The organism is Streptomyces durocortorensis (assembly GCF_031760065.1).
In the GTDB taxonomy this organism is placed as follows: domain Bacteria; phylum Actinomycetota; class Actinomycetes; order Streptomycetales; family Streptomycetaceae; genus Streptomyces.
Genome location: NZ_CP134500.1, coordinates 2,853,310 through 2,879,189 on the forward strand (window position 1 = coordinate 2,853,310; position 25,880 = coordinate 2,879,189).

A 25,880-nucleotide genomic window follows, 5' to 3' on the forward strand; every position below is an offset into this window, starting at 1 on the left:
CGCGCGGGGCGGTTCGCGTCAGCCTTCACCGGGCAGTCAGCGTCCGCCCCCGCCGTCAGTTCGCGTCCGCCTCCGCATGGGCGCGCGGTCGGGCGGGCAGCGCGAACATCACCAGGAAGATCACCGCGAGTACTCCGGCGACCCACCGCAGCGACTGCTGGAAGGCGTCGACGAAGGCCGGGCCGATCGCCTCGGGGGCCAGGCGGTCTCCGATCGCGCCGAAGAACACGACGGACACGAGGCCGAGGCCGAGTGCCGTCCCCATCTGCTGCACGGTGTTGATCAGCCCGGATGCCGAACCGGCGTGTTCCTTGGGCACTTCGGAGAGGATCGCGTCGGTCAGCGGGGCCACGATCAGGCCCATCCCGATGCCCATGACGACCAGCGGCACCGCCATCTGCCAGGGGGTGATGGCCATGCCGTAGTGCTCGGCCTCCCAGAGGTAGATCAGCAGCCCGGCGATCATGAGGAGCGCGCCGGCCTGGAGGACCTTGCGGCCGAAGCGGGGTACGAGCTTCTGTACGGAGATCCCGGCGGCCACCGAGACGGCGATGGAGAACGGGATGCCCGTCGTGCCCGCGCGCAGCACGCTCCAGCCGAGGCCCATCTGCATGTAGAGGGTCCAGACCAGGAAGAAGATGCCGAGGCCGATGCCGAAGGTGAGCTGCACGGCGATCCCCGCGGCGAAGCTCTTGACCCGGAACAGGGACAGCTCGACCAGCGGCGAGCCGTCGGTCAGCGCCTTCTGCCGCTGGTGCACGACGAGGGCCCCGAAGACGAACAGGCTGCCCACCATCGACACATGGCCCCACACCGGCCAGTCCAGCTCGTGGCCGCGGGTGAGCGGGTAGATGAGCATCAGCATGGCCAGCGTGACCAGGACGACGCCCACCAGGTCCAGGCGGACCGCCTTGGGGGCCTTGGACTCGGTGATGAACTTCGCGCCGAGGACCAGTCCGGCGATGCCGACGGGCAGGTTGATCAGGAAGATCGGCCGCCAGCCGAGCCCGAAGAGGTCCCACTCGGTGAGCAGTGCGCCCAGCAGCGGCCCGGAGACCGCCCCGAGCCCGACGACCGCGCCGAAGAGGCCGAAGACCTTGCCGCGTTCGTGCGCCGGGAAGGTGGCGTGCACGATCGACAGCACCTGCGGCACCATCAGCGCGGCCGTGCCGCCCTGAAGGATGCGGGCGGCGACGAGTATCTCCGGGCTGCCCGCGAAACCGCACAGGGCCGAGGCCACGGTGAATCCGCCGATGCCGATGAGGAAGAGCCGCTTGCGCCCGTAGATGTCGCCGAGCCGGCCGCCCGTGATCAGCCCGGCCGCGAACGCGAGGGCGTATCCGGCGGTGATCCACTGGATCGCGGAGACGGAGGCCCCGGTGTCGCGCGTGATGCTGGGGATCGCGATGTTGACGATCGTGACGTCGACCAGGTCCATGAAGGCCGCGGTCATCACGATGGCGAGCGCGAACCAGCGCCGCCGGTCGGCGGGGGCGGGCGCGGGTGCGACCGCTGTTCTCACCGGTGCGGGGGGTGCGGGCGGTGCGGGGGCGGTGGATGCCGCGAGGGGCGACGCCGCGGACGGCGGGGGTGCGGAAGAAGGCATGGGAAGAACATAAGTGCCCATTAGGTCAGGTCATGACCTGATGATCCGGCACCCTGGCGTCATGTCCGATACCCCGGCACGCCTGCTGAAGTTGCTGTCGCTCCTCCAGACCCCGCGCGAGTGGCCGGGCGGGGAGCTGGCCGACCGCCTCGACGTCAGTCCGCGCACGATCCGCCGCGATATCGACCGGCTGCGGGACCTGGGCTACCCGGTCGAGGCCTCGCGCGGTTCGGTGGGCGGCTATCGCCTGGTCGCGGGCGCCGCCATGCCGCCTCTGCTGCTGGACGACGAGGAGGCGGTGGCCATCGCGGTGGGACTGCGGGCCGGGGCGGGGCACGCCATCGAGGGCGTCGACGAGGCCTCCGTACGGGCACTGGCGAAGCTGGAGCAGGTGCTGCCCTCGCGGCTGCGGCACCGGGTCTCCGCGCTCCAGACCGCCACGGTGCCGCTGACCAGGGGCGACGGTTCCACCATCGACCCGCGGACCCTGACGACGCTGGCCTCGGCGGCGACCGGGCGGGAGCGGCTGAGGTTCGCGTACCGCAGCGGGGACGGCACCCGGACGAAGCGGCAGGTCGAGCCGTACCGGCTGGTGAGCACCGGGCAGCGCTGGTATCTGGTGGCGTACGACCTGGGCAGGGAGGACTGGCGGACGTTCCGGGTGGACCGGGTCGGCGAGCCGTTCGCGACGGGTGCCAGGTTCGCCCCGCGGCCGCTGCCGGTGGAGGGCGGCCCGGACGGTGGCGGCAATGGCGGCGGCGGCCGGGCGGACGGCGGCCATGGCAAGGAACCGAACGGCGAGGGGGACGCGGCGAGGTTCCTGGCCCGGTCGATGCGGCGGATGCAGCCGGAGCTGCGCCTGGACGTGCGGTTCGGCGCTCCGGCGGAGTTCGTGGCGGCGCGGCTGCCCACGACGCTCGGTGCGCCGGAGCCGGACGGGGAGGGCGGATGCCGGCTGCGGGCCTCGTGCACCGATTCGCTGGAGTGGGTGGCGCTGCGGCTGGCGCTCGTGGACTGCGAGTTCTCCGTGGCGGGGCCGCCGCAGCTGGTGGCGTATCTGGAGAACCTGGGCACCCGGCTGACCCGCGCCGCCAGGCACCCGCCCGCACACCCGATGCGGAGCGACGCCCCGGAACGGGGAGACGCCCCGGAACAGGGATGAGCCCCGGCGCCGGGGGGTGGGCGCCGGGGCTCAGCTCAGGGACCGGGGAAAACCGGTCGGGTGACCGGAAAGACCCGGTCGGTCGGCCGGTGCGAACCGGCTTGATGGGGAGATTACGGGTTATTGGCTCACGCCGCAGCGTCAAAGCCCGTGTCGTGAGCCATTCGCTTCAATTCGAGGAGTGCGTGCTTCTCGATCTGGCGGATCCGCTCCCGTGTGAGGCCGTGCTGCTTGCCCACTTCGGTCAGGGTCCGCTCACGGCCGTCCTCGATGCCGTACCTCATCTTGATGATCGAGGCCGTCCGGTTGTCGAGCTTGCCGATCAGGTCCTCCAGCTCCTCGCTGCGGAGCAGGGTCATCACGGACTGCTCGGGCGAGACGGCGGAGGTGTCCTCCAGCAGGTCGCCGAACTGGGTGTCGCCGTCGTCGTCCACGGACATGTTGAGGCTGACCGGGTCGCGGGCCCAGTCCAGGACGTTGCCGACGCGCTCGGCGTTGGAGTCGAGCTCGGCGGCTATCTCCGCGTGCTCCGGGTCGCGCCCGTGCTCGCGGTTGAACTCGCGCTGGACCCGGCGGATCCGGCCGAGCTCCTCCACCAGGTGGACGGGGAGCCGGATCGTGCGGGACTGGTCGGCGATGGACCGGGTGATGGCCTGCCGGATCCACCAGGTGGCATACGTGGAGAACTTGAAGCCCTTGGCGTAGTCGAACTTCTCGACCGCGCGGACCAGGCCGGCGTTGCCCTCCTGGATCAGGTCGAGCAGGGGGAGCCCCGCGCGCGGGTAGCGGCGGGCCACGGCGACGACGAGTCGGAGGTTGGAACGGATGAATATGTCCTTGGCGCGCTCGCCCTCGGCGACCAGCGCCTCCAGCTCTTCGCGCTTCGCCCCGCCCGCGTCGCTCTCCACCTCGCCGTCGAGGATCTTCTGGGCGTACACGCCCGCCTCTATGGTCTGGGAGAGGTCGACCTCCTTGGCGGCGTCGAGCAGCGGTGTGCGGGCGATCTCGTCCAGGTACATGCCGACCAGGTCGCGATCGGCGATTTCCCCGCCCACGGCGCGAACACTGCTTGCCCGGTCGGTCCCACCGGAAGTGGCGGACGTACGACGGGCGACGGCACGGGTTGCCATGCGTGCTCCCTTGCTGAGTAGGTCGCGACACCCTCTCGGGTGCCCTGCATCCGATGGAAACAACGACTGGAATCCGGACAGAATTCCCATGCCACGCATTCATTTTCGCGATCATGCAGTACCCTGTTCGGCCCCACCAGGAGGCGGCACGCCGGAGATGCGCATGGACGTGCAGGTCAGAACCGGTACCGAAGCAGTTCCGGTGCCCGGGACCGAGATCTGCAACCGCTACGCCCATGAGACCGCGCTCACATTCGGCACGGCCCCCTTCACTCCTCGCCCCCCTCACTCCGGAGCAGCGGCTCCCGTGGCTGCGCTCCCACCCGGAAGACGGACCGCACCGCCTTCTGGTTGCCCGGGACGCCCACGGCCACCGCGTCCCGGGGTACGCCACCAGCAGCCGCCGTCCGCCCCAAGTTGGCCTACGACGCCTCCATCGAGCCGAGCGTCCACTGCGGCCCCGACACGGTGGGCCGGACGTTCGGCCGGCACGGGGACGCGCCCTGGTACGAGCACGAGCTCGGCCCGAAGTCCTAGGGCCCCGGCCCGTTCCGTCGGGTCCTGCGCCGCCCTAGCGTGACCGCCACGAAGCAACAGGCACGGCGTGACGGGCGCGGAGTGACGGGCAGAGTGCCCCGCGCGGAGTGACAGGCAGGAAGTGCCCCGCACGGAGTGACCCGCACGATGCGGCCCGCACACAGTGGCCCACTCAGCGGCCCGCACGGACGACACCACGGGAGCGTGATCGGCATGGACGACGACACCACGGGCACCCTCGACGAAGCTCTGGAGCGCCTCCACGCCTCGGGGCCGGAGCGCGACGGCTGGCTGAGCAATCACGCGCCGATGGCCGTGGAGGCCCTGGTGCGGCACGGTCAGGCACCGGTGGTGCAGCGATGGCTGGACCGCTACGGCCCCAAGCTGGAGGAGATGCCGGGCAGCGCAGCCCCGGTGACCGTGCGGAACTGGCGCGAGGCGCTGGGCGATCCCCGTCGCGTCGCCGACTGGACGGTGTACTTCGAACGGGAGACGGCCGACCGCCCCTGGCGTGATGTCCTGGCGGAGTGGTGGCCCCGGCTGCTGCCCGGTATCGCGGCGGGTGCCACGCATCCGGTGATCCGGGTGGGCCACTCCGTACGGACCCTGCTGGCGGGCGAGGAGACCGCGCCGCGCGTACGGGAGCTGGCCCACGGGCTCGGCTACTGGGCCGCCCGCCACCAGCCGCTGCCGGCCCTGGAACTCCTCGACCCGGCCCCGAGCGCGGCGGCTGCCCTGGACCGGGTTCCGCTGGTGCCCGATCCGAGCGGCGGCATCCTGGCCCGGTTCGCGCAGCTGACCGGCCTCCCCCACTGGCCGGGGCAGGAGCCCGCCGAGCCGGAGGAGGCCCGCTCCGCACTCCGTGAGCTGGTCCGGGCTGCCACCCACCGGTACGCCACCCACGGGCACGGTGAGCCGGTGATGCTGGTCCACGCGGCGACCGCGCCCAACGCGGTGCTCCGGACCCTGCCCGCGCTCCCCCGGGCCCTGTGGGGGCCGAGCCTGGGGGCGGCCTGGGCGGCGAGCGCGGCGGTTACCGCCGCCTACGCGCCCCCTCTCCGCGACAGTTCCCTCGATGCCCCCGCTCGCACTCCCGGGGCCCAGGGCGCTACGGACGCGGAGGAGCTGTTCGCCCGGGCGGCGGCGCACGGGGACGACCACACCATCAAGTTCGTCGACACGGCGCTGGACGTCGGCGATAGGACCGCGTTCGTCGCCGCCCTGCGCTCGATCGAGCTGAACACACCGGTCTTCTGAGACCCTCAAGCTCCCCCGGCCCCTCAGCCGAACCGCACAGCACCGCCCCTCACCGCACCGGGGCAGCCGGACTGCGCCGGATCAGCCGAACTGCACCGAGCGCTTCGCCAGTCCCATCCAGAAGCCGTCGATGACGCTCCGCCCCCTGTCCAGCTCGTCCTCGGCCGCGCCGAGCGTCACGAACAGCGGGGCGAAGTGCTCGGTGCGGGGGTGGGCCAGCTTCCCGGCGGGTGACGTGTGCTCGAAGTCGAGCAGCGCGTCGATGTCCTGCGCCCGCAGTGCGCGGTCGCCCCAGTCGTCGAACTCCGCCGACCAGCCGGGGACGCCGCCGCCGGTGTGCCGCAGGGCGGCCAGGTTGTGGGTGAAGAAGCCGCTGCCCACGATGAGCACGCCCTCGTCGCGCAGCGGGGCGAGCTTGCGCCCGACGTCCATCAGCTTCTGCGGGTCGAGCGTCGGCAGGGAGATCTGGAGTACGGGGATGTCGGCGTCCGGGAACATCTCCACCAGCGGTACGTAGGCCCCGTGGTCGAGTCCCCGGTCCGGAATGTCCTGGACCGGCGTACCGGCGCCGCGCAGGAGCCCCCGGACGCTGTCGGCGAGCCGCGGGGCGCCGGGGGCTCCGTACCGCACCCGGTAGTAGTGCTCGGGGAAGCCCCAGAAGTCGTACACGAGCGGCACGGTCTCGGTGGCCCCGAGTGCGAGCGGCGCCTCCTCCCAGTGCGCGGAGACCATGAGGATCGCGCGCGGGCAGGGCAGGGCGGCGGACCAGGCGGCGAGCTGGCCGGGCCAGACGGGGTCGTCGGCCAGCGGCGGGGCGCCGTGCGAGAGATAGAGGGCGGGCATGCGCTCCGCGGTGGCTGTCATGGCACTCACTCCCATCCACAGGACTCGGGACGAGTTCGTCCGAGCGTGGTTTCCCTAGGTCATCCGGGGGATCGTTGTCCAGGGGCCCTGCGGAACTCCGCCGGAGTCCCGCGGGATTCCTTCTCCGACAGGAATCCCTCAGGCATCCCAGGGATCTTGAAACTTCAAGTTCCCACCTCCGGAGACCTTAGCCCTATCTAGTTAAACTTTCAAGAAAAGGTCGTACAGTGGAGTCCATGACCACGGCATCCACCAGCGCGACGCGCTGGCTCACCGACGAGGAGCAGCGCGTCTGGCGCGCTTATCTGCATGCCACCACGCTGCTGGAGGATCACCTCGATCGCCAGCTCCAGCGCGACGCCGGCATGCCGCACATCTACTACGGACTGCTCGTCCAGCTCTCCCAGGCGCCCCGGCGCCGGATGCGGATGACGGAACTCGCCCGGAACGCCAAGATCACCCGCTCCCGGCTCTCGCACGCCATCGCCCGGCTGGAGAAGAACGGCTGGGTGCGCCGCGAGGACTGCCCCTCCGACAAGCGGGGCCAGAACGCGGTCCTCACGGACGACGGGTACGCGATGCTCCGACGCTCGGCGCCTGGCCATGTCGACGCCGTACGGCAGGCGATGTTCGACCGGCTCACGCCCGAGCAGGTGCGCAGCCTCGGGGAGATCATGCGGGTGCTCGCCACCGGCCTGGAACCGGAGGGCCCGGACGCGGATCTGCCCTGGCTCCGCTGAGCGGCGGAACCAGGGCAGAGGGGCGACGTTCCCGGTGCCGTACGGCGTCAGTGGGCGACGACCGGGATCCGGAACTCGTCCTCAGCACCGTCGGCACCCTCGGCGTCGCCGCCGGACGCACCGCCCGGACCCGCCCCCGGGCGGCCGGTGTTGATCAGGACGGCCGCGATCGCGGAGGCGGCGACCAGGATGCCGACCGCCCACCAGATCGCGGCGGAGAAGCCGCTGACCATGGCCTGGAGCTCCAGGAGCTCCGGGTCCGTGGCGCGGGCCGCGTGGTCGGCGACGTACGCGGTGGTGGCGCTGGCGGCGATGGTGTTCAGCAGAGCGGTGCCGATGGCGCCGCCGACCTGCTGCGAGGTGTTGACCATCGCGGAGGCCACCCCCGCGTCACGCGGCTCGATGCCGTGCGTGGCCAGGGACATGGCGGGCATGAACGCCGTACCCATACCGAGGCCGAGCAGCAGCTGGCCGGGCAGGATGACCGCCGCGTAGCTGGTGTTCAGGTCCAGCTGGGTCAGCAGCAGCATGCCGGTCGCGGCGACCAGGAAGCCGGGGCCCATCAGCAGGCGCGGCGGAACCCGGGTCATCAGCCGGGTACCGATCTGGGTGGAGCCGATGATCATGCCCGCGATCATCGGGAGGAACGCGAACCCGGTCGTGACCGGGGAGTAGCCCTTCACGACCTGGAGGTAGTAGGTCAGGAAGAGGAACAGCCCGAACATCGCGATGATCGCGAGACCCAGCGAGAGGTAGACCCCGCCCCGGTTGCGCTCGGTGAGCACGCGCAGCGGCAGCAGCGGGGACTTCACCAACGCCTCCGTCACGACGAAGGCGATCAGGAGGACGGCGGAGGCGATGAACATGGTGACGGTCAGCCCGTCCGACCAGCCGGCCGACTCGGCGCGGGTGAAGCCGTAGACCAGGGCGACCAGGCCGAGCGTGGAGAGGACGACGCCGGGGATGTCGAGCGACGCGCGGTTGCGGGTGCCGGACGGCTCGCGGATGACGAAGTACGCGCCCGCGGCGGCGACGACGGCGAACGGGATGTTGACGAAGAACGTCCAGCGCCAGTTCAGGTACTCGGTGAGGAAGCCGCCGAGGATCAGCCCGACCGCGCCACCGCCACCGGCGATGGCCCCGTAGATACCGAAGGCCTTGGCACGCTCCTTGGCGTCGGTGAACATCACGGCGAGCAGGGAGAGGGCGGCCGGGGCGAGCAGGGCGCCGAAGACACCCTGGAGGGCCCGAGAGCCGAACATCATCGCCTCGTTCTGGGCCGCCCCGCCGAGCGCGGAGGCCAGCGCGAAGCCGATCAGTCCGACGACGAAGGTGCGCCTACGGCCCCAGAGGTCGGCGATCCGGCCGCCGAAGAGGAGGAGCCCGCCGAAGGCGAGTGCGTAGGCCGTGATGACCCACTGCTTGTTGCCGTCGGAGATGCCCAGGTCGGCCTGGGCGGAGGGCAGTGCGATGTTCACGATGGTGGCGTCGAGGACGACCATCAGCTGGGCGAGCGCGATGAAGGCCAGCGCCTTCCAGCGCCCGGGATCGGGAAGTCGGCCGGGATCGGGAAGTCGGCTGGGATCGGGAAGTGCGGTGTCGGCCGTTTTCGACATGGGTGTAGCCACCTAAGGACGTATGAAGGCGCCGAGGGCGTCATGAGGCGAGCGTCGTCGGTACGGGCTGTGCCGTACACGCGACGGTTACGTGGGCTGCCGGTACGTGACGTGGACGCGGACGTGGACGTGGACGTGGACGTACGAGGCTGTGTTCAGGCGAGGAGAAGCGGGACCGGAAGGTTCAGTTCGGGGCGGGCGTCAGGGGCGGCGCCGCAGATCCTCCAAAGTGGCGGCCGATCCGGGCAGTTCGGAGCGGGCCGGGGCTTCCAGTCCGTCCAGGAAAAGCTGCAGATGGCGGTGGGTGAACCGGTCGATGCCCTGGCAGGCGATGCCGGGGAGCGGCCGGGTGAGCTGGGAGAGGACGACGAATACGTCACCGACGCCGATGTCGGCACGCAGCCGCCCCGCGGACATGGCGCGCCTCACGAGCCCCCCGACGGCCTCTTCGAGGCGTCGGCGCTCGGCGAGCAGGTCGGGGTGATCCTGGTCGAAGACGCCGGAGAGCATCGGGCACAGGGCGCCGATCCGTTCGTCGGCGGCCGCGTGCACGAAACGGCTGAGCGCGGCGAACGGGTCGGCCTCGGCGGCGACGGCCTCTTCGGCCCGGCTGGTGGTACGGGAGGTGACCGCGAGGACGACCTCGTGGATGAGGGCGGACCGGTCGGGGAAGTTGCGGTAGAGCGTGGCGTTGCCGACGCCGGCCCGCCGGGCGACGTCGTCGAGCGGCACCTCGGGCCCGAACTCGACGAAGAGCTCGCGCGCGGCGCTCACGATCCGCTCGCGGTTGCGCAGCGCGTCGGCCCGCGGGCGGGACGAACGGCACTGTGCTGCCGGTGCGGTGTTCTCGGCGGCGCCCTCGGTGACGGTCTCAGCGACGTTCTCGGCCACGCAGTTCACGACGACAGCCCTCCCTTTGCTTCCCGTTACCAGCGACTCCGCTGCCTCTGTGCAGCCGGTCGGCCCCCTCGCGTAACCGGGGACCGATTCCCCGGTTAGTGGGGACACGTATGCAAACGGGGAGTAGCTCCCCACTTATTTCCCTCATCGCATGTGACCTGAGTCACATCACCTGACGAGGAAAAACCTCCGATCGGCGCACCCAGCGAGCGCCCCCGGACCGCCCGGCACAGGCTGATCGCCAGAGCGCAGTCAGGTCGGCCGACTGCCGCGGACCCCGAAGGCGCCTCTATGCAGCAGCCTCGCCACCGCATACGCAGACACCGCCGCCCGGTCGCCCTGGCCGGGGCGACCGCCCTGGTCATAGCGGCCATGGCATCGGCGAGCACCACCCTCCCGACGGGCGGTCGCGCCTCGGCGGGTCCGGCGGCCACGTCCCCGGACTCCGCGCTCGCGCCCTGCCGGATCTCCGCGGTCATGGGTGTGCAGATGTCCGAGGGCATGCCGACCCCGCCCGGTTACACCCGGTCGACCGGCGACGTCAGGGCGCTCAACCTGATGATCGACTTCCCGGACGCGGAGGGCGCCGAACCGGCGATGGACCGGTTCGCGGAGTTCTTCCCGCAGACCTCCGACTGGTTCGCGACCAGCTCCTACGGCCGCCTCGTCTACCGCCCCGAGGCCCCCCTCAAGGACTGGCTGCGGATGCCGCTGCCGTTCACGGAGTACGGGATAGAGCGCGGCTCACCGTTCGAGCCGGGCTACCGCCAGCTGGTCAAGGACATCGTCGCGGCCGCCGACCCGGAGGTCGACTTCTCCGCGTACGACCTGGTCAACATCCTGGTCACCCCGAACGCCGGGCCCTCCGCTCTGGACACCGTGCTCTCGGTGACCTTCTCCGGCAACGACGACGCCCCGACCGCCGACGGCGTCCCGCTCTCCAACACGTCCTTCGTCTACAGCCGCCAGGACGACGGATCGGGTTCGTTCGCCGAGACCGGCTACCGCGTCCTGCCGCACGAGAACGGCCATGTCTTCGGGCTGCCCGACCTCTACACGATGGAGGGCGGGGGCTCGGTCGGACACTGGGACATCATGTCCGAGGACTGGGGCGCCAACAACGACTTCCTGGCCTGGCACAAGTGGAAGCTGGGCTGGCTCGACAACGAGCAGATCAGCTGCGCCTCGCAGCCCGGCGTCAGCGAGCACACGCTCGGCCCGCTGGCCACCGAGGGCGGCACCAAGCTCGCCTTCGTCCCGCTGAGCACCCAGTCCGGCTACGCCGTGGAGGTACGCACGGCAGGCGGCAACGACGACGCGGTCTGCCGTCCCGGGGTGCTGATCTACAAGGTGAGCTCCGATGTGGACACGGGCCAGGGGCCGGTCTCCGTCGCCGACGCCACCGAGGACAGCGGCGGCTGCACCCGGCGGCCGAACGTCCACGCCGAACTGTCGGACGCACCGTTCCGCCCCGGCCAGACGTTCACCGACCGGGCCAACGGCGTACGGATATCCGTGCTCGACGAGGACGACCGCGGCAACTACCGGGTGCGGGTCACACGTCCGTGAGCGGCGCGGGGGACTGATCGGGTTCGGGGCCGGGGTCGGGGCCGGGGTCGGAGCCGGTACCTGGCCCCGCGAACCCTTCCCCTGAGCCGGACCCCGCGAACCGGCCCCGGAGCTCGTGCTTGAGGAGCTTGCCGGTGGCGTTGCGCGGGAGCGGCTCGTCGGTGAGCAGCACCCGCGTAGGCACCTTGAACGCGGCGAGCGAGCGCCCGACGTGCGCCCGCAGGGCCTCGCCGGTGACCCGGGACCCGGTGCGCGGGCGGACGACGGCGGCCACCTCCTCCCCCAGCACCGGGTGCGGGACACCGAGGACGGCCGCGTCGCACACGTCGGGATGGTCGTGCAGGACGCCCTCGACCTCGGCGCCGTACACGTTCTCGCCGCCCCGGATCACCACGTCCTTGATCCGGTCGACGACGCTGACCCGCCCCTCGTTCCGTACGGCGAGATCCCCCGTACGGAACCAGCCGCCGTCGGCGAAGGCCTCCTCGGTCGCCGCCGCGTCGCGCCAGTAGCCGCGGAACAGCGACTGGCCGCGCAGCCACAACTCGCCCGGCTCACCGTCGGGCAGCTCCTCGCCCGAAGGACCGGCGACCCGCGTCTCGGTGACCGGGGTCGGGCGGCCCGCGCCACCGGGCTCGGCGCGGTAGTCGGCCCCGTTGTGCGCGAGGACCCCGCCGCTGGTCTCGGTCAGTCCGTAACCGGTACGGGGCTCGACGCGCTCGCCGTACCGGGCGGTGAGCCGGGCGACCAGGGCGGGCGGGGCGGCGGCGCCTCCGGTGCTGAACAGGGTGAGGCTCTCCAGCTCGTCGCCCGCCCCCGTCCGCTCGGCGGCCTCCAGCAGTCGGAGCCCGGTGGTGGGGACACCGGAGAAGTGCGTGACGCGGTGCGTACGGATCAGGCGCAGCGCCTCGTCCGCGTCCCACCGGTGCATCAGGACGAGGGTGCCGCCCGCGGCCATCACCCCGTAGAACCCGGTGAACGCGGCGACGTGGAAGAAGGGGAACGTCATCAGGGAGACCGGGGCGGCCCCCTGCCCGGGGATGACTCCCCGCGCCAGGGCGGAGGCCGCCGCCTGGTAGCGGGAGTTGAGCGCGGCCCCGGCCTGGGCGAGATGGGTGGCCACAGCGCCCTTGGGGCGGCCGGTGGTGCCCGAGGTGTAGAGGACCGTGGCGTCGTCCTCGGGCCGGGGCACCACGTCGGGCGGCGCGGCCAGCGGATCGGGGGCGGGGAAGTCCTCGTACCGCTCGACGCGCAGCCCCTCGGCCCCACTCCCCTCCGTACTCCCCTCCGCGTGGGAGCCGTGGAAGAGAACGACACGCGTCCCGGTCCGCCGCGCCCAGCCCGCGACCCGCCCGAGCCGCTCCCCGTCAACGAGGAGCACCCCGGGCCCGCAGTCGTCGAGGACGTGGGTGAACTCGCCCTCGGTCCACCAGGCGTTGAGCGGTACGGCGACGAGACCGGCCAGCTGGGCGGCCCAGAAGGCGATCTGCCACTCGGGGTGGTTCCGCATCGCGACGACGGCCCGGTCACCAGGGCGCAGCCCGTACCGCTCGTGCAGCCGGACGGCCAGGGCTGAGGCGGCGGCGAAGAACTCCCCGTACGTGTACGTCCGCTCCCCCGCGATCAGGAACGGCGCGTCCCCGAAGGCCCAGGTGGCCTCCACGAACTCCCGGAGCGTGCGGGGCCCGTCGGCGTACTCCAGCACCCCCCGCTCACCCCGCACCACGGCGAAGGGGGCGCCGGGCGCGGTGAGTGCGGCAGCGACGCGCGCGGCTCGGGCAGCGCGCTCGGCGCATTCCGCGCGGGCTGCGGCGCCTTCGGAGCCTGGTTCCGGGGACGGGCGGGTGTGCGGCACGGGCGGCCTCTCTCGCACTGGCGCTTGCTGGCTGGTACCCGTGACGCTATGCGTACGGCGCCGCAGCGCCAAGGCCGAGGTGGAGCCGCAGCGGCCGCTGCCGTCCCCGACGGACTCGACGGCGCCCGTCCACGGCCTGCGGTTGCCCTCGCGGAGGAGCCTGCCGGGTCCGCGGCGAGCGCGTCGGGGAAGTCAGTGACGCGACCGCGACCATGTCCGGCCGCGTGGGCGACCTCACCTCAGCCACCCCGAAGTGCGCGGAAGTACGCGGAGGCCCTGACCCACCCGCCACACCATGCCCGTACCCGCGGAACGGGTGTCGTCGACCAGCTCTGACGACGGCCGCGACCAGGAGTTTCCCGCACATATCGGGCTTATATGAGATAGACCACTTTCGGGGGCCATAGGCAGGGGCGGTCCCACCGGCCTACAGTCCTGTCGTTTACGGAGTATTCGGCTCCGCGCCGTCCGGCCCAACCCTCCGCTCCGTACACGACCTGTACGCGCACGCAGAGACCGGGCCGATTCCCCGACTCACAAGGAACCGGGAACATCCGCATGGGCACGTTGGAAACCTGGGTCGTCGAGTTCAACGACGTCTTCTGGACATACCTGCTGATTCCGCTGGTCGCCGTCGCCGGCGTCTGGTTCACGCTGCGCTCCAAGGGCGTGCAGATCCGCCTGATCCCGGAAATGTTCCGGGTCTTCAGGGACAAGCCGCAGTCCGGCGTCAGCCCCTTCGGCGCCTTCACCATCTCCGCCGCCGCGCGGATCGGCACCGGCAACATCGCCGGCGTGGCCACCGCGATCACCATGGGCGGCCCCGGAGCCGTCTTCTGGATGTGGGTGATGGCCCTGGTCGGCGGTGCCTCGGCGTTCGTCGAGTCGGTCCTGGCCCAGCTGTACAAGGTGCGCGACGCCGAGCCCGGTACGTACCGAGGCGGCCCGGCCTACTACATGCAGAAGGCGCTCGGAATGCGCTGGCTCGGCGTGGTCTTCGCCGTTCTGATCACGCTGACGTTCGGGTTCGTGCTGACCGCGGTGCAGTCCAACACGATCACGGTGGCCACGAAGGGCTCCTTCGGCTCGGACGCCTCCTGGTTCAATCCCGTCCTCGGCGTCGTGCTCGCCGGGCTGCTCGCGCTCGCGGTGTTCTTCGGCGTGAAGCGCCTGACGGCCGTCACCAAGGTCATCATCCCGGTGATGGCCGGGATCTACCTGCTGACCGGCCTGGTCATCGTGCTCCTCAACCTCGGCAACGTGCCGGGCATACTCGGCGACATCATCGGCGGCGCCTTCGGCTTCCGCGAGGTCGCGGGCGGCGCCGTGGGTACGGCGATCCTGCAGGGCGTGCGGCGCGGCATGTTCTCCAACGAGGCGGGCATGGGTTCCGCCCCGAACGCCGCCGCGGCCGCGGAGACCACGCACCCGGTCAAGCAGGGCCTGGTCCAGACCCTCGGCGTCTACTTCGACACCCTGGTCATCTGCACCATGACCGCCCTCGTGATCCTCTCCGCCAACCCGACCCTCGGTGAGCGCGGCGGCGCGGACGTCACGCAGGCCGCCTTCACCAGCGCGCTCGGCGACTGGGCCGGTCACCTGCTGACCCTGGTGGTCTTCATGGTCGCCTTCAGCTCCATGATCGGTAACTACTACTACGGCGAGTCCAACATCCAGTTCATCACCCGCAGCAAGAGCGTGATGAGCTCGTACCGTGCGATGGTCATCGCCTGCGCCGTCCTCGGCGCGATCGGCTCCGTCCCGCTGGTCTGGAGCCTCGCGGACGTCACGATGGGCGCGATGGCCCTGGTCAACCTGATCGCGATCATCCCCCTCAGTGCGGTTGCCTTCCGCCTCCTCGACGACTACCTGGCCCAGCGCCGTCAAGGCCTCGACCCGGTCTTCCGCAAGGACCGGGTTCCGGGCCTGCGCGGCGATGTGGAGTGCTGGGGCACGTCGGACCAGGACGCCACACCGCAGGAGCGGATGCCGGTCGGCTCGCTCTGACGCGGACGCGCCCCGCGCGACCGTACGCGTCGAAGGGCGGCATCCCGGGAGGGGTGCCGCCCTCGGGCGTTCGGAGGCCGGGCCCGAATCCCGGGACCGTGTCGTGCCGCGGCACGAAGGTGTCGCGGCGCACAGTGGCAACGGGGGCGACCTCCGCAATCCCTATCCGCTAGGCTGTCAGCGGTCAGTCGACCTCCAGTGCGCCTGCTCGGGAAAGTGTCCTTCCGGATCCCTACCGCGGCACCGCCACGGGGTCGCATGACCAGGGCGTTTGCCTCACTCCGCCCGGCATTCCCCCCTGGGGATTCCGGCACGGTTTTCGGCAAGCCCCCGCCTTCGTAGCTCAGGGGATAGAGCACCGCTCTCCTAAAGCGGGTGTCGCAGGTTCGAATCCTGCCGGGGGCACACTCTCCACCAGCACGAACACCAAGAAGGGCCAGGTCAGGGCACATGCCCAGCCTGGCCCTTCTCCGTTGGCCGCCGTCCTGCTCACGCTCTCAGACGTGCTGTCACGCACTGAGCACGTGACCTCGTGCCCCGAACAACGCCATGCGGATCACGGAAGCGGGTGAGCAGTGCCTCCGGTCACTGTGACTCACCCCCGGCGGTTCCCGCGCCCCGCGGCAAGCACCTCGTCGATCACGTGCGCCGCGATCCCCGCCATCACCGGGTTCGTCGTCCTGTAATGCGCGAGCTCCATCAGCGCGATGGACAGGGCCCAGCCGCGCCCCCGCGCCCAGGTCGCCTCGTCGGCGCCCACCGCCGTACGGAACGTCTCCCTGGCGTCCGCGGTCAGCAGGTACCAGGCCGCGATCAGGTCGACGGCCGGGTCGGCCAGGCCCAGGCAGTCGAAGTCGATGACCGCGGTGAGGCGGCCGTCCGCGACCAGGACGTTGCCGGGCTGGAGGTCCCCGTGCACCCAGACGGGCCGGTCCGTGAAAGCGGGGGCGGCCAGCGCCTCTTCCCAGGCCGTGGCGACGGCCTTCGCGTCCAGGACACCGTCCAGGGCCGCGAGCGCCTCGCGGGTCTCAGCGTCACGGGAGGCCAGGGCTTCGCTGCGGTAAGCGGGCGGGGCGTCGGCGGGGTCGATCCGGCGCAGGGCGCGCACGAACTCCGCCAGGTCCGCCGCGAGCAGCTCCGAGGCCGAAGAGCCGTCCCCGGGGCGCGGGTTGGCGCCCTCCAGCCAGCCGCACACCGACCACGCCCGGGGGAAACCCTCGCCCGGGGCCCCCTGGGCCAGCGGGACCGGAACGGGGAAGGGCAGGTGCGGGGCCAGCCGGGGCAGCCAACGGTGCTCCGTCGCCACGTCGGCCGCGCCGCCTTCGGTACGGGGCAGCCGCACGGACTTGTCGGCGCCCAGGCGGTAGATCGCGTTCGCGGTCCCGCTCGCGTCGACGGCCTCCACGGGCAGGTCCGCCCACTGCGGGAACTGGGCGGCGATCAGGCCTCGTACGAGCGACGGTGCGGTGGTGATGTGACTCATCGGTTGATGAAACCAGCCGCTCCGGGCGCGCACAACACGTTTCGGTCCGCGCCCGGGGAACCCGAGAACCCGGTCCGCCGGAAACCCGGTGGGCCACTCCCCCGTCCGTACGGGAGGATCGGCGACCGTGACCGACCTACCGCGCACCCTCGTCCTTCCACCCCGGCTCACCGCCTCCGCTCGGGCATTGCGCGACACGGCGCTCCGGCGCGGGCTGCGGATCCTGGAGTGCCCCCGGTTCGCGGTCCCCGAGGAGCTGGCGGGGCAACCGGAGACGGAACAGGGGACGGGACGGGAAACAGGGCAGGGAACAGGACAGGGGACAGAGCGTGCCGTCCATCTGCACGCCGGGCCCTCCTTCGCCGACGCCGTGGCCCCCGCGCTCGGGATCGCCCTCCTGGAAGCCCCCGCTGACTGGCTCGCCCGGCTCCCCCGTGCGCTGACCCTGCGCGAGATCCGGGCGGTACCCATCCGCGAGGCGTACCGGCTGCGGCGCCCCGCGTTCGTCAAGTCGCCCAACGACAAGAGCATTTCTGCGCTCGTTTACGCGGACGGGAGTCGGCTGCCCGGACCCGATGCCGTGAACCCGGCGACCGTGGTGCTGGTGAGCGACGTGCTGGCGTTCGCCGCCGAGTACCGGCTCCATCTGCTCGACGGGGCCGTCCACACGGCCGGTCGGTACGCCGAAGGCGGCAGGCTGCGGCTCGGCCCCGCCGACGCCGACGCGCTCGCCTTCGGGCGGGACGTCCTCGCGGCCGCCGGGGGTTCCCTGCCCTCCGCCGTCGTCGTCGACGTCGGCCGGGACGACGAGGGCCGGTGGGCCGTGGTCGAGGCCAACGCGGCCTGGGCGAGCGGATGTTACGACGCCGACCGGGACCGGGCCCTGGACACCGTACTGCGGGCGGCCGGACCCGCCGCAGCCCTCTCGCCGCACGACCGCGCCTTTGTACGGGCCGAAACGCGATAGGGCACGCTCAGCGGCACAGCTCAGCACAGCCGAGCCCGTCCCAGCACAGCTCAGCCCGGCTCAGCGGCAGGCCGCCCTCATCTGCCCCGACCCGTGGTGCGCCCCGACCCGGTCCGCGTCGCCCCAGTCCCGGCCCCGGTCGATGAGCTGTACGGCGAAGACGTCCCCCTTGACCGGGTAGTCGCCCACCGGGACCGCGATTCCCCGGTGCTCGGTCTGGAGCACCGTGAAACCGGTGTACGCGGAGTCCGGGTCGTCCGGGTCGGAGAGCACGCGGTAGACGGTCGGGGCCCCGGCGGCGTCCCGGGCGCGGCCGCTGTCGGGGACGAAGACGGTCAGCGCGCAGGTCCGGAAACCCTCGCCCGGCCGCCAGGACCAGGTCGCCGTGGAGCCCGCGTCCTCGGTCGGGGTGCCCGACATGGGGACGGCGCTGAACCGGCCGTCGCACCCGTCACCGGTGAAACCGCCCGCCTCGACCGTGTACCAGCCCGCGTCGCCCTTCTCGAAGCGGCCGTGCTCCCGGTACGTACCGGTCGTACAGCCGGGCCCCGCCCACTGCGAGAAGCGGTGGCCGTCCGCCGGGTCGGGTGCGGGAACCGCTCCCGCATCATCCGCTCCCGCGCCGATCCGGGTCGGGGCCGCGCCGCCGACCCGGTCGGGCAGCGCGCCCGCCCGGCCCGCCGCGTCCGTACGGCTGTCGCTGTCGCCGCCACCGCCCCGCGCGGCCCAGGGCGTCAGAAGGGTAGCGCCGGCGACCAGCCCCCCGGCGGCCACCACGATCCCCGCCGCCAGCAGGGCCTTGCGCCGCCGGGGCAGGGTGGAGATGCGGCCGGCCAGGGTCTCCGTGGCGATCCAGGAGCCCTCCGCGGCCGCCGACCGGGGCGCTCCCACTCCGCAGTCGGGACAGACCATTCCGGGCAACGCGCCCCGTTGTCCACCGCCGCAGTACGGGCACCTTGTCGCCTTCATGGCAGGACACCTTGCCAGGCTGCCGCCCGCAGAGGGAGGGCTCGCGCACGATGCCCCCTACACGCGCAGGCTGACGTTCAGTCAGCTCAGCTCTTCCGGGCAGGGTGTGCCCGGCTGGAGCTGGTACGGGGCCGCCAGCCGGTACACGCCCGGCCGCGGCGCGAGCAGCTCCGTCCACTCGTCGCCGTAGGGGCCTTCCTCGACCTTGTTCAGGCAGCCGTGGGTGTTGAGATACGTCTTCGGCGCGGTCTCGTCCGCCTGCGACCGTTCCTTCGACTCCTCGGTCTCCTGCGGGCGCTCCACACTCTTGCCGTCCTCGTCGACGAGGGCGAGCCAGCGCGTGTACGGGATACGGATCAGCACCCGGCCCGCCGACTTCACGGTGATCGTCAGCTCGCCCGCGCCCGCCCGCTCCACCGTCGCGGGCGGGTCTGCGAGCGGCACCGGGTCCAGGACCCGGAAGAGCTTCCAGTTCGCGTCGCCCCAGATCTGGCGCAGGTAGGGCTGCCCCCGCTCGATCAGCTCCGCTTCCTGAACGGCCCCCGTGCCGTCCGGCCGGTCCTTGGGCAGCACCACGTAGTGCACGGCCCACCGGTCCAGCCACTCCCGGTAGTTCACCGGGTCCAGGGTGTCGTCGTAGAAGAGCGGGTTGCGCTTCATGTCCGCCTGGCGGTTCCAGCCGCGCGCCAGGTTGACGTACGGGGCGAGCGCCGAGGCCTCGCGGTGGCTGCTCGCGGGCACGACCTCGACCCGGCCGCGCTCGGCCTTCACCTGCTGGAGCTGGTTGACCAGCGGGGCCAGTTCGCGGTTCCAGGACGCGGCGGGGGCGGTACGGACGATGTCGTCGACGCTCTTGAAACCGATCCAGAAGTTGAGCCCGGCGAACGCCAGGACCAGGGCGTACCAGCGGCGGCTGCGCGGCACCGCGTACGGCAGGGCGGCGAGCAGCGCCACCCCGGCGAACAGCATCGCCATGCGGGTGATGTTCGACCCGATCTGCGAGTCGATGAAGTACGTGAGCACCGTGCCGAGCCCGTAGACGGCGGCGGCGGTGCGGACCGTGCTCCAGTCGCGCGGTACGAGGACGAAGACGAGGACCGCGAAGAGCAACGGCAGCGAAACCGTCCCGAGCGACATCGGCTGCGTACCGGAGAACGGGAACAGCCAGGCGGACAGCCCGACCACGGCGACCGGGGCGAGCCCGATCGCGTACGCCCCCGGGCGCCGTTTGTGCAGGAACAGCGCCGCCGCCACGACCCCGAGGAACAGCCCGGCGACAGGGCTGGACGCCGTCGCGAGTCCGGCGAGCGGGGCGGCGACGGCGGCCTTGGCCCACCGCTTGTAGCGCCACCGGTACGGCCAGCAGAACACCGCCGCCACCGCACCGACCGCGAACATCATGCCGAGCCCGAACGTCACCCGGCCCGACAGCGCGTTGCACAGGAAGGCGAAGACCCCGGCGAGCGAGCAGACCAGCGGATTGCGGACCGCCGGGACCCGGACCAGGATCAGCGCGGTCAGCGCGGAGGAGACCGTACCGACGATCATCATCGTCGTACGGACGCCGAGCAGGGACATCACGTAGGGCGAGACCACGCTGTACGAGACGGGGTGCATGCCCCCGTACCAGGCGAGGTTGTACGCGGTTCCGGGGTGCCGTCCGACGAACTCGGCCCAGGCGTCCTGCGCCGCGATGTCGCCGCCGGTGTTGGCGAAGAAGAAGAACCAGAGGAGGTGCGCGACGGCGGCCAACGCCGTCGCGACGGTGACAGGGTGCCGCAGCAGCCGCCGCACCCGGCCGGACGGCAACCGACCGGGGGTTACGGGTACGGCGGGGGCGTCGGGTTCCGCCGGGGATTCGGCAGGCCCGGCATGCCCGCCGGGTGAGGATTCCCGGGGCCCCGGGGGCTCCGGGGCACGGGGGGACGGCACGCGGACGTGCAGGGCAGCCTCGTCCCCGGCACTGGTACCGGACCCGGCACTGTCACCGACCCCGGCACCGGTGGTGCCGTACCCAGTGGTGTCGCCCGCCTCACGGCCGGGTCTCGGCTCCGCGGTGGTCACTACGGCTCTCCCCGTCTCCGCCGGCCCCGTACCTCACCAAAGACGCGTCCCGGCGTCCTTGAGTTGTCCGGGGACGCTAACACGTACCTCCGACACGTATCCCTGTCATAGGAGCGGAGGGGCGGACGCCGCCGACCGGGCGCCGCTCACCCCTCCCCACCCGGGGTTTCCCACCCAGGGGTTTCAGCCGATCCTGGTCAGCTTGTCGCCGAAGGCCGGCTCGGGCAGGTCGCTGCGGAGCGCCACCGGCGCCGTGACCTTTCCGGTGCCCGTACCGACGGTCACCATGCCGACCTCGCTCCCGGCCTTCGCACCGTGGTCGATGCCCTTGCCGTTGCCGGTGACCTTCAGCTCGACCTTCAGCCCGGACCAGCCGACCGCCTTCAGGTTCTTGGTGGCGACCACCGGGGCCTGTCCGCCGTAGCCGTTGTCCACATACCCGACGACGTCACCCTTCTTCACCACCGTGGCGGAGGTGGGGGCCTCCTGCGCGCTCTTGATCAGCTTCAGGCTGTTGGTCAGGGACAGCGTCAGGCTGTCGTAGAGCCGTCCGGTACCGGCCTGCTGGCCCATGACCGCTCCGTAGATCCACAGCGTCTTGCCGTCGACCACGGTGTTCGCCGACCAGAGCAGGTTGCCGCCCGCCGGGGTGGAGGACCCGGTCTTGATGCCGCTCACGCCCGGCTCCAGCAGGAGCGTGTTGTTGTTGTAGATCTTGCCGTCTATGCCCTCGATCTCGACCTGCGGCATGTCCACGACCTCACGGAAGACGTCGTTGCGCATGACCGCCTGCGCCAGTTTCAGCTGGTCGCCGGCGGTGGAAACGGTGGTCTTCTCCAGTCCGCTCGGGTCGGTGTACGTCGACCCGGTCATCCCGAGCTCCTTGGCCGCGTCGTTCATCTTGTCGATGAACGCGTCCTCGGAGCCGGCGTCCCAACGGGCGAGCAACCGTGCCGCGTTGTTCCCCGAGGGGATCATCAGCAGCTGGAGCAGCTGCCGCTGGGTGAGTTGCTGTCCCTTGGTCAGTGGGGCCGTCGACTCGTCGGGGCGCTTGGACTCGTCCTCCGCCTGCTGGTCGACGGTGATCGTCTCGCCCTCCTCGTCGCCCTTGAGCGGGTGCTCCTTGAGGATCACATAGGCGGTCATGACCTTCGCGACGCTGGCGATCGGGGCCGACTTCTGCGCCCCCTCGGAACCGAGCGATCCCACGCCGTCCACCATCACGGCCGACTGCCCCTGGCCCGGCCAGGACAGCTCCGTCGCGCCGCCCTCGAAGGTGTACGTCGGCTTCGCCGTCAGCTTCAGCTCGGGCTCCGGCATCGGGCGCATCACCTGCACGATCGCAAAGACGATCAGCAGGAGGAGGACCAACGGGGTCCAGATCTTGACCCGGCGGACCGCATTGCGGACCGAGGTCTCCGGGGGCGGCGGGGTGTTCGTCAGCTCGGCGAGCAGGTCGAGCGGCGGCTTCGGCGGCAACGGCTGCTGCCGGGTCCGCTCGGCCGTGACCCAGGACGGCGCGGCGGACGCGCCGGAGGTCGACGGGCCCGCCCCGGGGGCACTGGCGGACGCGCCGGAGGTCACGGATGCCCCGGACGTACCTGACGCCCCGGACATGGTGGACGCCTCGGACGTCCCGGTCGCCTCGGACGTCCCGGATGGCTCGGGCTCCGGCTTGCGGGGCGCGGGAGCGGAACGTACGTCGTCGGAGCGCAGCGGCACGAAGGTGCTCGTGCGCTCGGCGGCGCTCTCGGGCTTGCCGTCCGCGGGCTTGTCACCGGCAGGCTCGTCGTCTGCGGGCTTGCCGTCCGCGGGCTTGCTGTCTGCGGGCTTGTCACCGGCCTTGCTTTCGCTCGGCGGGAGCTTCAGCGCGGTCGTCGCCTGGTCGACCCGATCAGGCGCCTTGGCCGCCTTGACCGCCTTGAAGACGGCAGTGGGCTGATCGATTCCTCGCAGGTCGGAGCCGGTGCCGGGGGCTGCGTCACCCGTGGATTCGTCCTCAGCCTTCCGCTTCGGCGCGTCCTTGGGCTCCGCCTCGGCGGCGGGCTTGGCCTCGGGCTTCTTACCCCCCTCAGCACCCGTACCCGTACCCGCATCCGCATCCGCGTCCTCCGCAGGCTCGTCCTCCGCAGCGGCATCGACCCACGCGGCCACTGCGGCGCGCAGCCGCACATCCCCGGGCTCGGCCTCCGCCTCGGAACCGCCCTTGGAACCGCCCTTGGAACCGCTCTCAGGCTCACTCCCGGCGGCCTCCCGGCCCTTCGGGACTTCCGGGCCCTCCGGAGGCTCGGCAGCCTCCCCAGAGGCCGTGACGGCCGCCTGCGGCTCGGGCTTCGCCGCGGGCTCGCTCACGGCGGCGCCCTCAGGAAGCCGGGGGCGGAAGACCGCGGTCGCCGTATCGGACGTCACACCGGAAGCCCCACCCACGCCTGCATCCGCTTCCGCGCCCCCGTCCGCTCCGGGGTCACGGAACACGGCGAAGCGCGGGTCGGGTTCCTCCGCAGCCGTCCCCGACGACTTCTGCTGCTCCGTTTTGTCGGGGGACTCGCCCGCCACCGATGCCTCCTCATACCCTGCGGGGCCACCCCGCGCAGTCCGAACCATCTACCAGTGTCCTGTGTGAACCCCTGGCCGAGCTGCTAGACGGGAACGACATAGCTACTGGTTCCCGTACAAAGCAGTCAGGCGCTCTCGACAGATGAATGTGAGAGGGGTCACCCTGTCAGACATCCACGCGGGGAGGCATGGATGGGCAGGAGCCGCAGAACAATTCCGGAGGAGCTTCTGCTGCTCGCTCTGGACCCGACCACGGGTACCACAGCGCAGCCGCAGTCGCTCGACCTCGGCCTGGCCGGGGCACAGCTAGTGGAGCTGGCTCTGGCAGGACGGATAGCCCCTGACGGGGATCGTATCGCCGTGGTGATGCCACGGCCGACAGGAGATCCGACTCTGGACTCCGCACTGGAACTGCTGCGCCGTCGCGGCAGCCCGGTTCGGGCCGTCCACTGGATCGGCGGACCCCGGCTGGGGCTGCGCCAGATCTATCTCGCGCATCTGGAGCGGTGCGGCATGGTCCATGCCGTGGCGGGCCAGATGTGCGGCGTACTGCCGACGACTCGCTACCAGGCGACGGACACGGCAATCAGCCGGGACATCAGGGCCCGGCTGGACAGCGCGATCCGCACCGGCGTACCGCCGGACCCGCGGACCGCCGCGCTCGCCGCACTGGCCCACGCGGTCGGACTCGGCAAGCACCTGTACCCCGGGAACGAGGGGCGTTCATCGCGCTCCCGGCTCCGGGACCTGATCAGGCACGACCCGATGGGCGGACTCGTGGCGCACGCCGTGATGGACGTCCAGAACGGGGTGGCCGTCCAGCCACGCCGTACGCAGCAGTCAGCGGGTCTCCCGTTGCAGCCGCAAGCACAGGCCCGTCGCGGCAGCATGGCGCACACCGCCGCAAGCTGACCGTCCGGACCCGAGCACAGAACAGCAGTACGCGACAACAGCACACCGCCGTACCGTCGTCACAGGACCCGGTCCGGGAGCCGCACCACGCACGGGGCAGCCGGTATTCACCATCACCGGCTGCCCCGTGCGCTTGCGCGCCCTCCCGCGCACCGGTGCGTACGCCCCCCGCAGTCCGCGTGTGGCCGTTTCCCAGCGCGGCCGGGGCAAGGGGTGGCAATCTGCTGAGCAGTAGATACGCACAGCTACATAGCCGGAGGTGCACTTTCCGTGCCGTCCAACGTCAATCCCACAGTCAGGCGACGCAGGCTGGGCCAGGAACTGCGCCGCCTGCGCGAACTCAAAGGCATGACGGCCGAGGAAGTGGCGGAACGACTGCTGGTCTCGCAGTCGAAGATCAGCCGCCTGGAGAACGGCCGCCGCTCGATCAGCCAGCGCGATGTGCGCGACCTCTGCGGGGTGTACGAGGTCGAGGACCACCGCATCGTCGACTCGCTCATGCAGATGGCCAAGGACTCGCGCCAGCAGGGCTGGTGGCACGCCTTCGGCGACATCCCGTACAGCGTCTACATCGGCCTGGAGACGGACGCGGAGTCGCTGCGGGTGTACGAGCCCCAGATGGTGCCGGGCCTGCTCCAGACCCGGGCGTACGCCGAGGCGCTGATCAGCGGCGCGCTCCCCGAGGCCCCGCCGACGGACATCGAGAAGCGGGTCAACGTACGCTCCCGGCGCCAGGACCGGGTGAACGCGCCGGAGAATCCGCTGCGGCTGTGGGCGGTGATCGACGAGTCGGCCCTGCGCCGTCGGGTCGGTGACAACCAGGTGATGATCGACCAGCTGGAGCACCTCGTCGAGCAGTCGCATCTGCCGCATGTGACCGTGCAGGTGCTGCCGTTCGACATGGGAGCTCACCCGGGGATCAACGGGCAGTACGCGATCCTGGAGTTCCCGGACGCGGCTGACTCCAGCGTGGTGTACATCGAGGGCGTCACGAGCGATCTCTACCTGGAGAAGGCGCACGACGTGCAGCGCTACAGCGTGATGTACGAACACCTGCGGGCCCAGGCTCTGAACGTGGAACAGACGCGGGAGTTCATCAGCAAGATCGCCAAGTCGTACACGAGCTGACCGATCACCAGCTGACCGTTTTCAGGGCTCGGCACCTGCCGTCGGCCCATCGAGTGAGTGGCGGCGGCACGGTACACCGCCGCCAGCTCACCACGGAAGATTTCACTGAAGAAGATCACCCGGTCGAGTGAACGGCCATCTCATGGAACAGGCTTGGCGAGTAGCGTCAATCACGCCAATCGGAATCAGGTTGGTGCGACTCACCCAACTCTCTGAACCGGAGTGAACATGGCAATTCTTCAGGGTGCTACGGACGCGTGGACGAAGTCGTCGTACTCCGGGGGCAACGGCGCGTGCGTCGAGGTCAAGTCCCCCGTCGCTCTGTCCATCGCCGTCCGCGACTCGAAGGCTCCCGAGGGGCCCTCGCTCACCTTCGTCCCCGGTGCGTGGAACGCGTTCGTGCGTGACGTCGCGGCGTACCGGGCCGACGTCTGACCCCGACCGGCCAGGCACGACCGGCGGTTGGCCGGTCACCACGCACCATCTGACAGGGCCCTCTCGACCGGTCGCCGTCCTGGCCGAGGGGGCTCGGCACGAGCCGAGGGGCTCGCCGCGGAG

Annotated in this window: 20 protein-coding genes and 1 tRNA gene; 11 read left to right on the forward strand and 10 right to left on the reverse strand. The window is 71.4% G+C overall.

The genetic code is table 11. From position 1 onward, the window contains the following. Positions 1-55: 55 nt before the first annotated feature. Positions 56-1,606 carry a DHA2 family efflux MFS transporter permease subunit gene (locus tag RI138_RS12540; RefSeq protein ID WP_398862871.1) on the reverse strand — a complete coding sequence of 517 codons (1,551 nt, stop codon included), beginning with the start codon at positions 1,604-1,606 and terminating at the stop codon, positions 56-58. Positions 1,607-1,667: 61 nt separating this feature from the next. Between RI138_RS12540 and RI138_RS12545 the strand changes: the two genes are divergently transcribed. Next, positions 1,668-2,768: a helix-turn-helix transcriptional regulator gene (locus tag RI138_RS12545; RefSeq protein ID WP_311119987.1), complete on the forward strand. Its 1,101-nt coding sequence runs from the start codon at positions 1,668-1,670 to the stop codon at positions 2,766-2,768. A gap of 128 nt (positions 2,769-2,896) precedes the next feature. Here the strand turns inward: RI138_RS12545 and RI138_RS12550 are convergent, their stop codons facing one another. Then, a complete protein-coding gene (locus RI138_RS12550; RefSeq protein WP_096627088.1) occupies positions 2,897-3,898 on the reverse strand; it encodes a sigma-70 family RNA polymerase sigma factor in 1,002 nt (333 codons plus the stop codon). 351 nt (positions 3,899-4,249) lie between these two features. On the opposite strand from RI138_RS12550, the gene RI138_RS12555 reads away from it, so the two are divergent. Both RI138_RS12555 and RI138_RS12560 read left to right on the forward strand, forming a co-directional pair. After that, positions 4,250-4,435, forward strand: coding sequence for a hypothetical protein (locus RI138_RS12555; RefSeq protein ID WP_311119988.1), 186 nt, complete (start codon positions 4,250-4,252; stop codon positions 4,433-4,435). A gap of 213 nt (positions 4,436-4,648) precedes the next feature. Further along, a complete protein-coding gene (locus tag RI138_RS12560) occupies positions 4,649-5,692 on the forward strand; it encodes a questin oxidase family protein (RefSeq protein ID WP_311119989.1) in 1,044 nt (347 codons plus the stop codon). 81 nt (positions 5,693-5,773) lie between these two features. Here the strand turns inward: RI138_RS12560 and RI138_RS12565 are convergent, their stop codons facing one another. Further along, on the reverse strand, positions 5,774-6,556 hold the full coding sequence (locus RI138_RS12565; protein ID WP_311119990.1) for a dioxygenase family protein: 783 nt from the start codon (positions 6,554-6,556) through the stop codon (positions 5,774-5,776). Positions 6,557-6,783: 227 nt separating this feature from the next. Between RI138_RS12565 and RI138_RS12570 the strand changes: the two genes are divergently transcribed. Beyond that, the gene (locus tag RI138_RS12570) at positions 6,784-7,296 is read left to right on the forward strand and encodes a MarR family winged helix-turn-helix transcriptional regulator (RefSeq protein ID WP_179500093.1); all 513 of its coding nucleotides are present in this window, start codon (positions 6,784-6,786) and stop codon (positions 7,294-7,296) included. 47 nt (positions 7,297-7,343) lie between these two features. Here the strand turns inward: RI138_RS12570 and RI138_RS12575 are convergent, their stop codons facing one another. Beyond that, entirely contained in the window at positions 7,344-8,912 is a 1,569-nt protein-coding gene (locus RI138_RS12575) for an MFS transporter (RefSeq protein WP_311119991.1), read from the reverse strand. Positions 8,913-9,113: 201 nt separating this feature from the next. Beyond that, complete coding sequence (locus tag RI138_RS12580; RefSeq protein ID WP_311119992.1) at positions 9,114-9,812, reverse strand: TetR/AcrR family transcriptional regulator; 699 nt, start codon at positions 9,810-9,812, stop codon at positions 9,114-9,116. 291 nt (positions 9,813-10,103) lie between these two features. On the opposite strand from RI138_RS12580, the gene RI138_RS12585 reads away from it, so the two are divergent. After that, a complete protein-coding gene (locus RI138_RS12585; protein WP_311119993.1) occupies positions 10,104-11,381 on the forward strand; it encodes a M6 family metalloprotease domain-containing protein in 1,278 nt (425 codons plus the stop codon). On the opposite strand, the gene RI138_RS12590 is transcribed toward RI138_RS12585, so the two are convergent. Further along, on the reverse strand, positions 11,368-13,236 hold the full coding sequence (locus RI138_RS12590) for a class I adenylate-forming enzyme family protein (protein ID WP_311119994.1): 1,869 nt from the start codon (positions 13,234-13,236) through the stop codon (positions 11,368-11,370). The two genes, RI138_RS12585 and RI138_RS12590, sit on opposite strands and share 14 nt — an antisense overlap. 558 nt (positions 13,237-13,794) lie before the next feature. Here RI138_RS12590 and RI138_RS12595 point away from each other — a divergent pair. Both RI138_RS12595 and RI138_RS12600 read left to right on the forward strand, forming a co-directional pair. Further along, positions 13,795-15,243, forward strand: a complete 1,449-nt coding sequence (locus RI138_RS12595; protein ID WP_311119995.1) for an alanine/glycine:cation symporter family protein — start codon at positions 13,795-13,797, stop codon at positions 15,241-15,243. Between the two features lie 332 nt (positions 15,244-15,575). Then, a tRNA-Arg gene (locus RI138_RS12600) sits at positions 15,576-15,648 on the forward strand. 190 nt (positions 15,649-15,838) lie between these two features. Here RI138_RS12600 and RI138_RS12605 read toward each other — a convergent pair. Further along, positions 15,839-16,726 (reverse strand): aminoglycoside phosphotransferase family protein, encoded by an 888-nt coding sequence (locus RI138_RS12605; RefSeq protein WP_311119996.1) that lies wholly within the window; start codon positions 16,724-16,726, stop codon positions 15,839-15,841. Between the two features lie 127 nt (positions 16,727-16,853). Here RI138_RS12605 and RI138_RS12610 point away from each other — a divergent pair, with 127 nt between their 5' ends. Further along, positions 16,854-17,693: an ATP-grasp domain-containing protein gene (locus RI138_RS12610; RefSeq protein ID WP_311119997.1), complete on the forward strand. Its 840-nt coding sequence runs from the start codon at positions 16,854-16,856 to the stop codon at positions 17,691-17,693. 60 nt (positions 17,694-17,753) lie between these two features. Here RI138_RS12610 and RI138_RS12615 read toward each other — a convergent pair whose 3' ends face one another. The 3 genes from RI138_RS12615 to RI138_RS12625 all read right to left on the reverse strand — a co-directional run bounded on the left by RI138_RS12615 (position 17,754) and on the right by RI138_RS12625 (position 23,330). Continuing rightward, positions 17,754-18,605 (reverse strand): adhesin, encoded by an 852-nt coding sequence (locus RI138_RS12615; RefSeq protein WP_311122870.1) that lies wholly within the window; start codon positions 18,603-18,605, stop codon positions 17,754-17,756. Positions 18,606-18,743: 138 nt separating this feature from the next. Beyond that, entirely contained in the window at positions 18,744-20,726 is a 1,983-nt protein-coding gene (locus RI138_RS12620; RefSeq protein WP_311119998.1) for an MFS transporter, read from the reverse strand. A 183-nt stretch (positions 20,727-20,909) separates the two neighbouring features. After that, a complete protein-coding gene (locus RI138_RS12625) occupies positions 20,910-23,330 on the reverse strand; it encodes a serine hydrolase (protein WP_398862879.1) in 2,421 nt (806 codons plus the stop codon). A gap of 144 nt (positions 23,331-23,474) precedes the next feature. Between RI138_RS12625 and RI138_RS12630 the strand changes: the two genes are divergently transcribed. The 3 genes from RI138_RS12630 to RI138_RS12640 all read left to right on the forward strand — a co-directional run bounded on the left by RI138_RS12630 (position 23,475) and on the right by RI138_RS12640 (position 25,757). Then, a complete protein-coding gene (locus RI138_RS12630) occupies positions 23,475-24,194 on the forward strand; it encodes a GOLPH3/VPS74 family protein (RefSeq protein WP_096628970.1) in 720 nt (239 codons plus the stop codon). 270 nt (positions 24,195-24,464) lie between these two features. Continuing rightward, a complete protein-coding gene (locus RI138_RS12635; RefSeq protein WP_096628968.1) occupies positions 24,465-25,322 on the forward strand; it encodes a helix-turn-helix domain-containing protein in 858 nt (285 codons plus the stop codon). 228 nt (positions 25,323-25,550) lie between these two features. Then, on the forward strand, positions 25,551-25,757 hold the full coding sequence (locus RI138_RS12640) for a DUF397 domain-containing protein (protein WP_096628967.1): 207 nt from the start codon (positions 25,551-25,553) through the stop codon (positions 25,755-25,757). Positions 25,758-25,880 lie beyond the last annotated feature (123 nt).

Coding starts and splice junctions, on each gene's coding strand:
- RI138_RS12540 (WP_398862871.1), bottom strand. CDS start 1,606: ATGCCTTCTTCCGCACCCCCGCCGTCCGCGGCGTCGCCCCTCGCGGCA.
- RI138_RS12545 (WP_311119987.1), top strand. CDS start 1,668: ATGTCCGATACCCCGGCACGCCTGCTGAAGTTGCTGTCGCTCCTCCAG.
- RI138_RS12550 (WP_096627088.1), bottom strand. CDS start 3,898: ATGGCAACCCGTGCCGTCGCCCGTCGTACGTCCGCCACTTCCGGTGGG.
- RI138_RS12560 (WP_311119989.1), top strand. CDS start 4,649: ATGGACGACGACACCACGGGCACCCTCGACGAAGCTCTGGAGCGCCTC.
- RI138_RS12565 (WP_311119990.1), bottom strand. CDS start 6,556: ATGACAGCCACCGCGGAGCGCATGCCCGCCCTCTATCTCTCGCACGGC.
- RI138_RS12575 (WP_311119991.1), bottom strand. CDS start 8,912: ATGTCGAAAACGGCCGACACCGCACTTCCCGATCCCAGCCGACTTCCC.
- RI138_RS12585 (WP_311119993.1), top strand. CDS start 10,104: ATGCAGCAGCCTCGCCACCGCATACGCAGACACCGCCGCCCGGTCGCC.
- RI138_RS12595 (WP_311119995.1), top strand. CDS start 13,795: ATGGGCACGTTGGAAACCTGGGTCGTCGAGTTCAACGACGTCTTCTGG.
- RI138_RS12605 (WP_311119996.1), bottom strand. CDS start 16,726: ATGAGTCACATCACCACCGCACCGTCGCTCGTACGAGGCCTGATCGCC.
- RI138_RS12615 (WP_311122870.1), bottom strand. CDS start 18,605: ATGGTCTGTCCCGACTGCGGAGTGGGAGCGCCCCGGTCGGCGGCCGCG.
- RI138_RS12625 (WP_398862879.1), bottom strand. CDS start 23,330: ATGGTTCGGACTGCGCGGGGTGGCCCCGCAGGGTATGAGGAGGCATCG.
- RI138_RS12630 (WP_096628970.1), top strand. CDS start 23,475: ATGGGCAGGAGCCGCAGAACAATTCCGGAGGAGCTTCTGCTGCTCGCT.
- RI138_RS12640 (WP_096628967.1), top strand. CDS start 25,551: ATGGCAATTCTTCAGGGTGCTACGGACGCGTGGACGAAGTCGTCGTAC.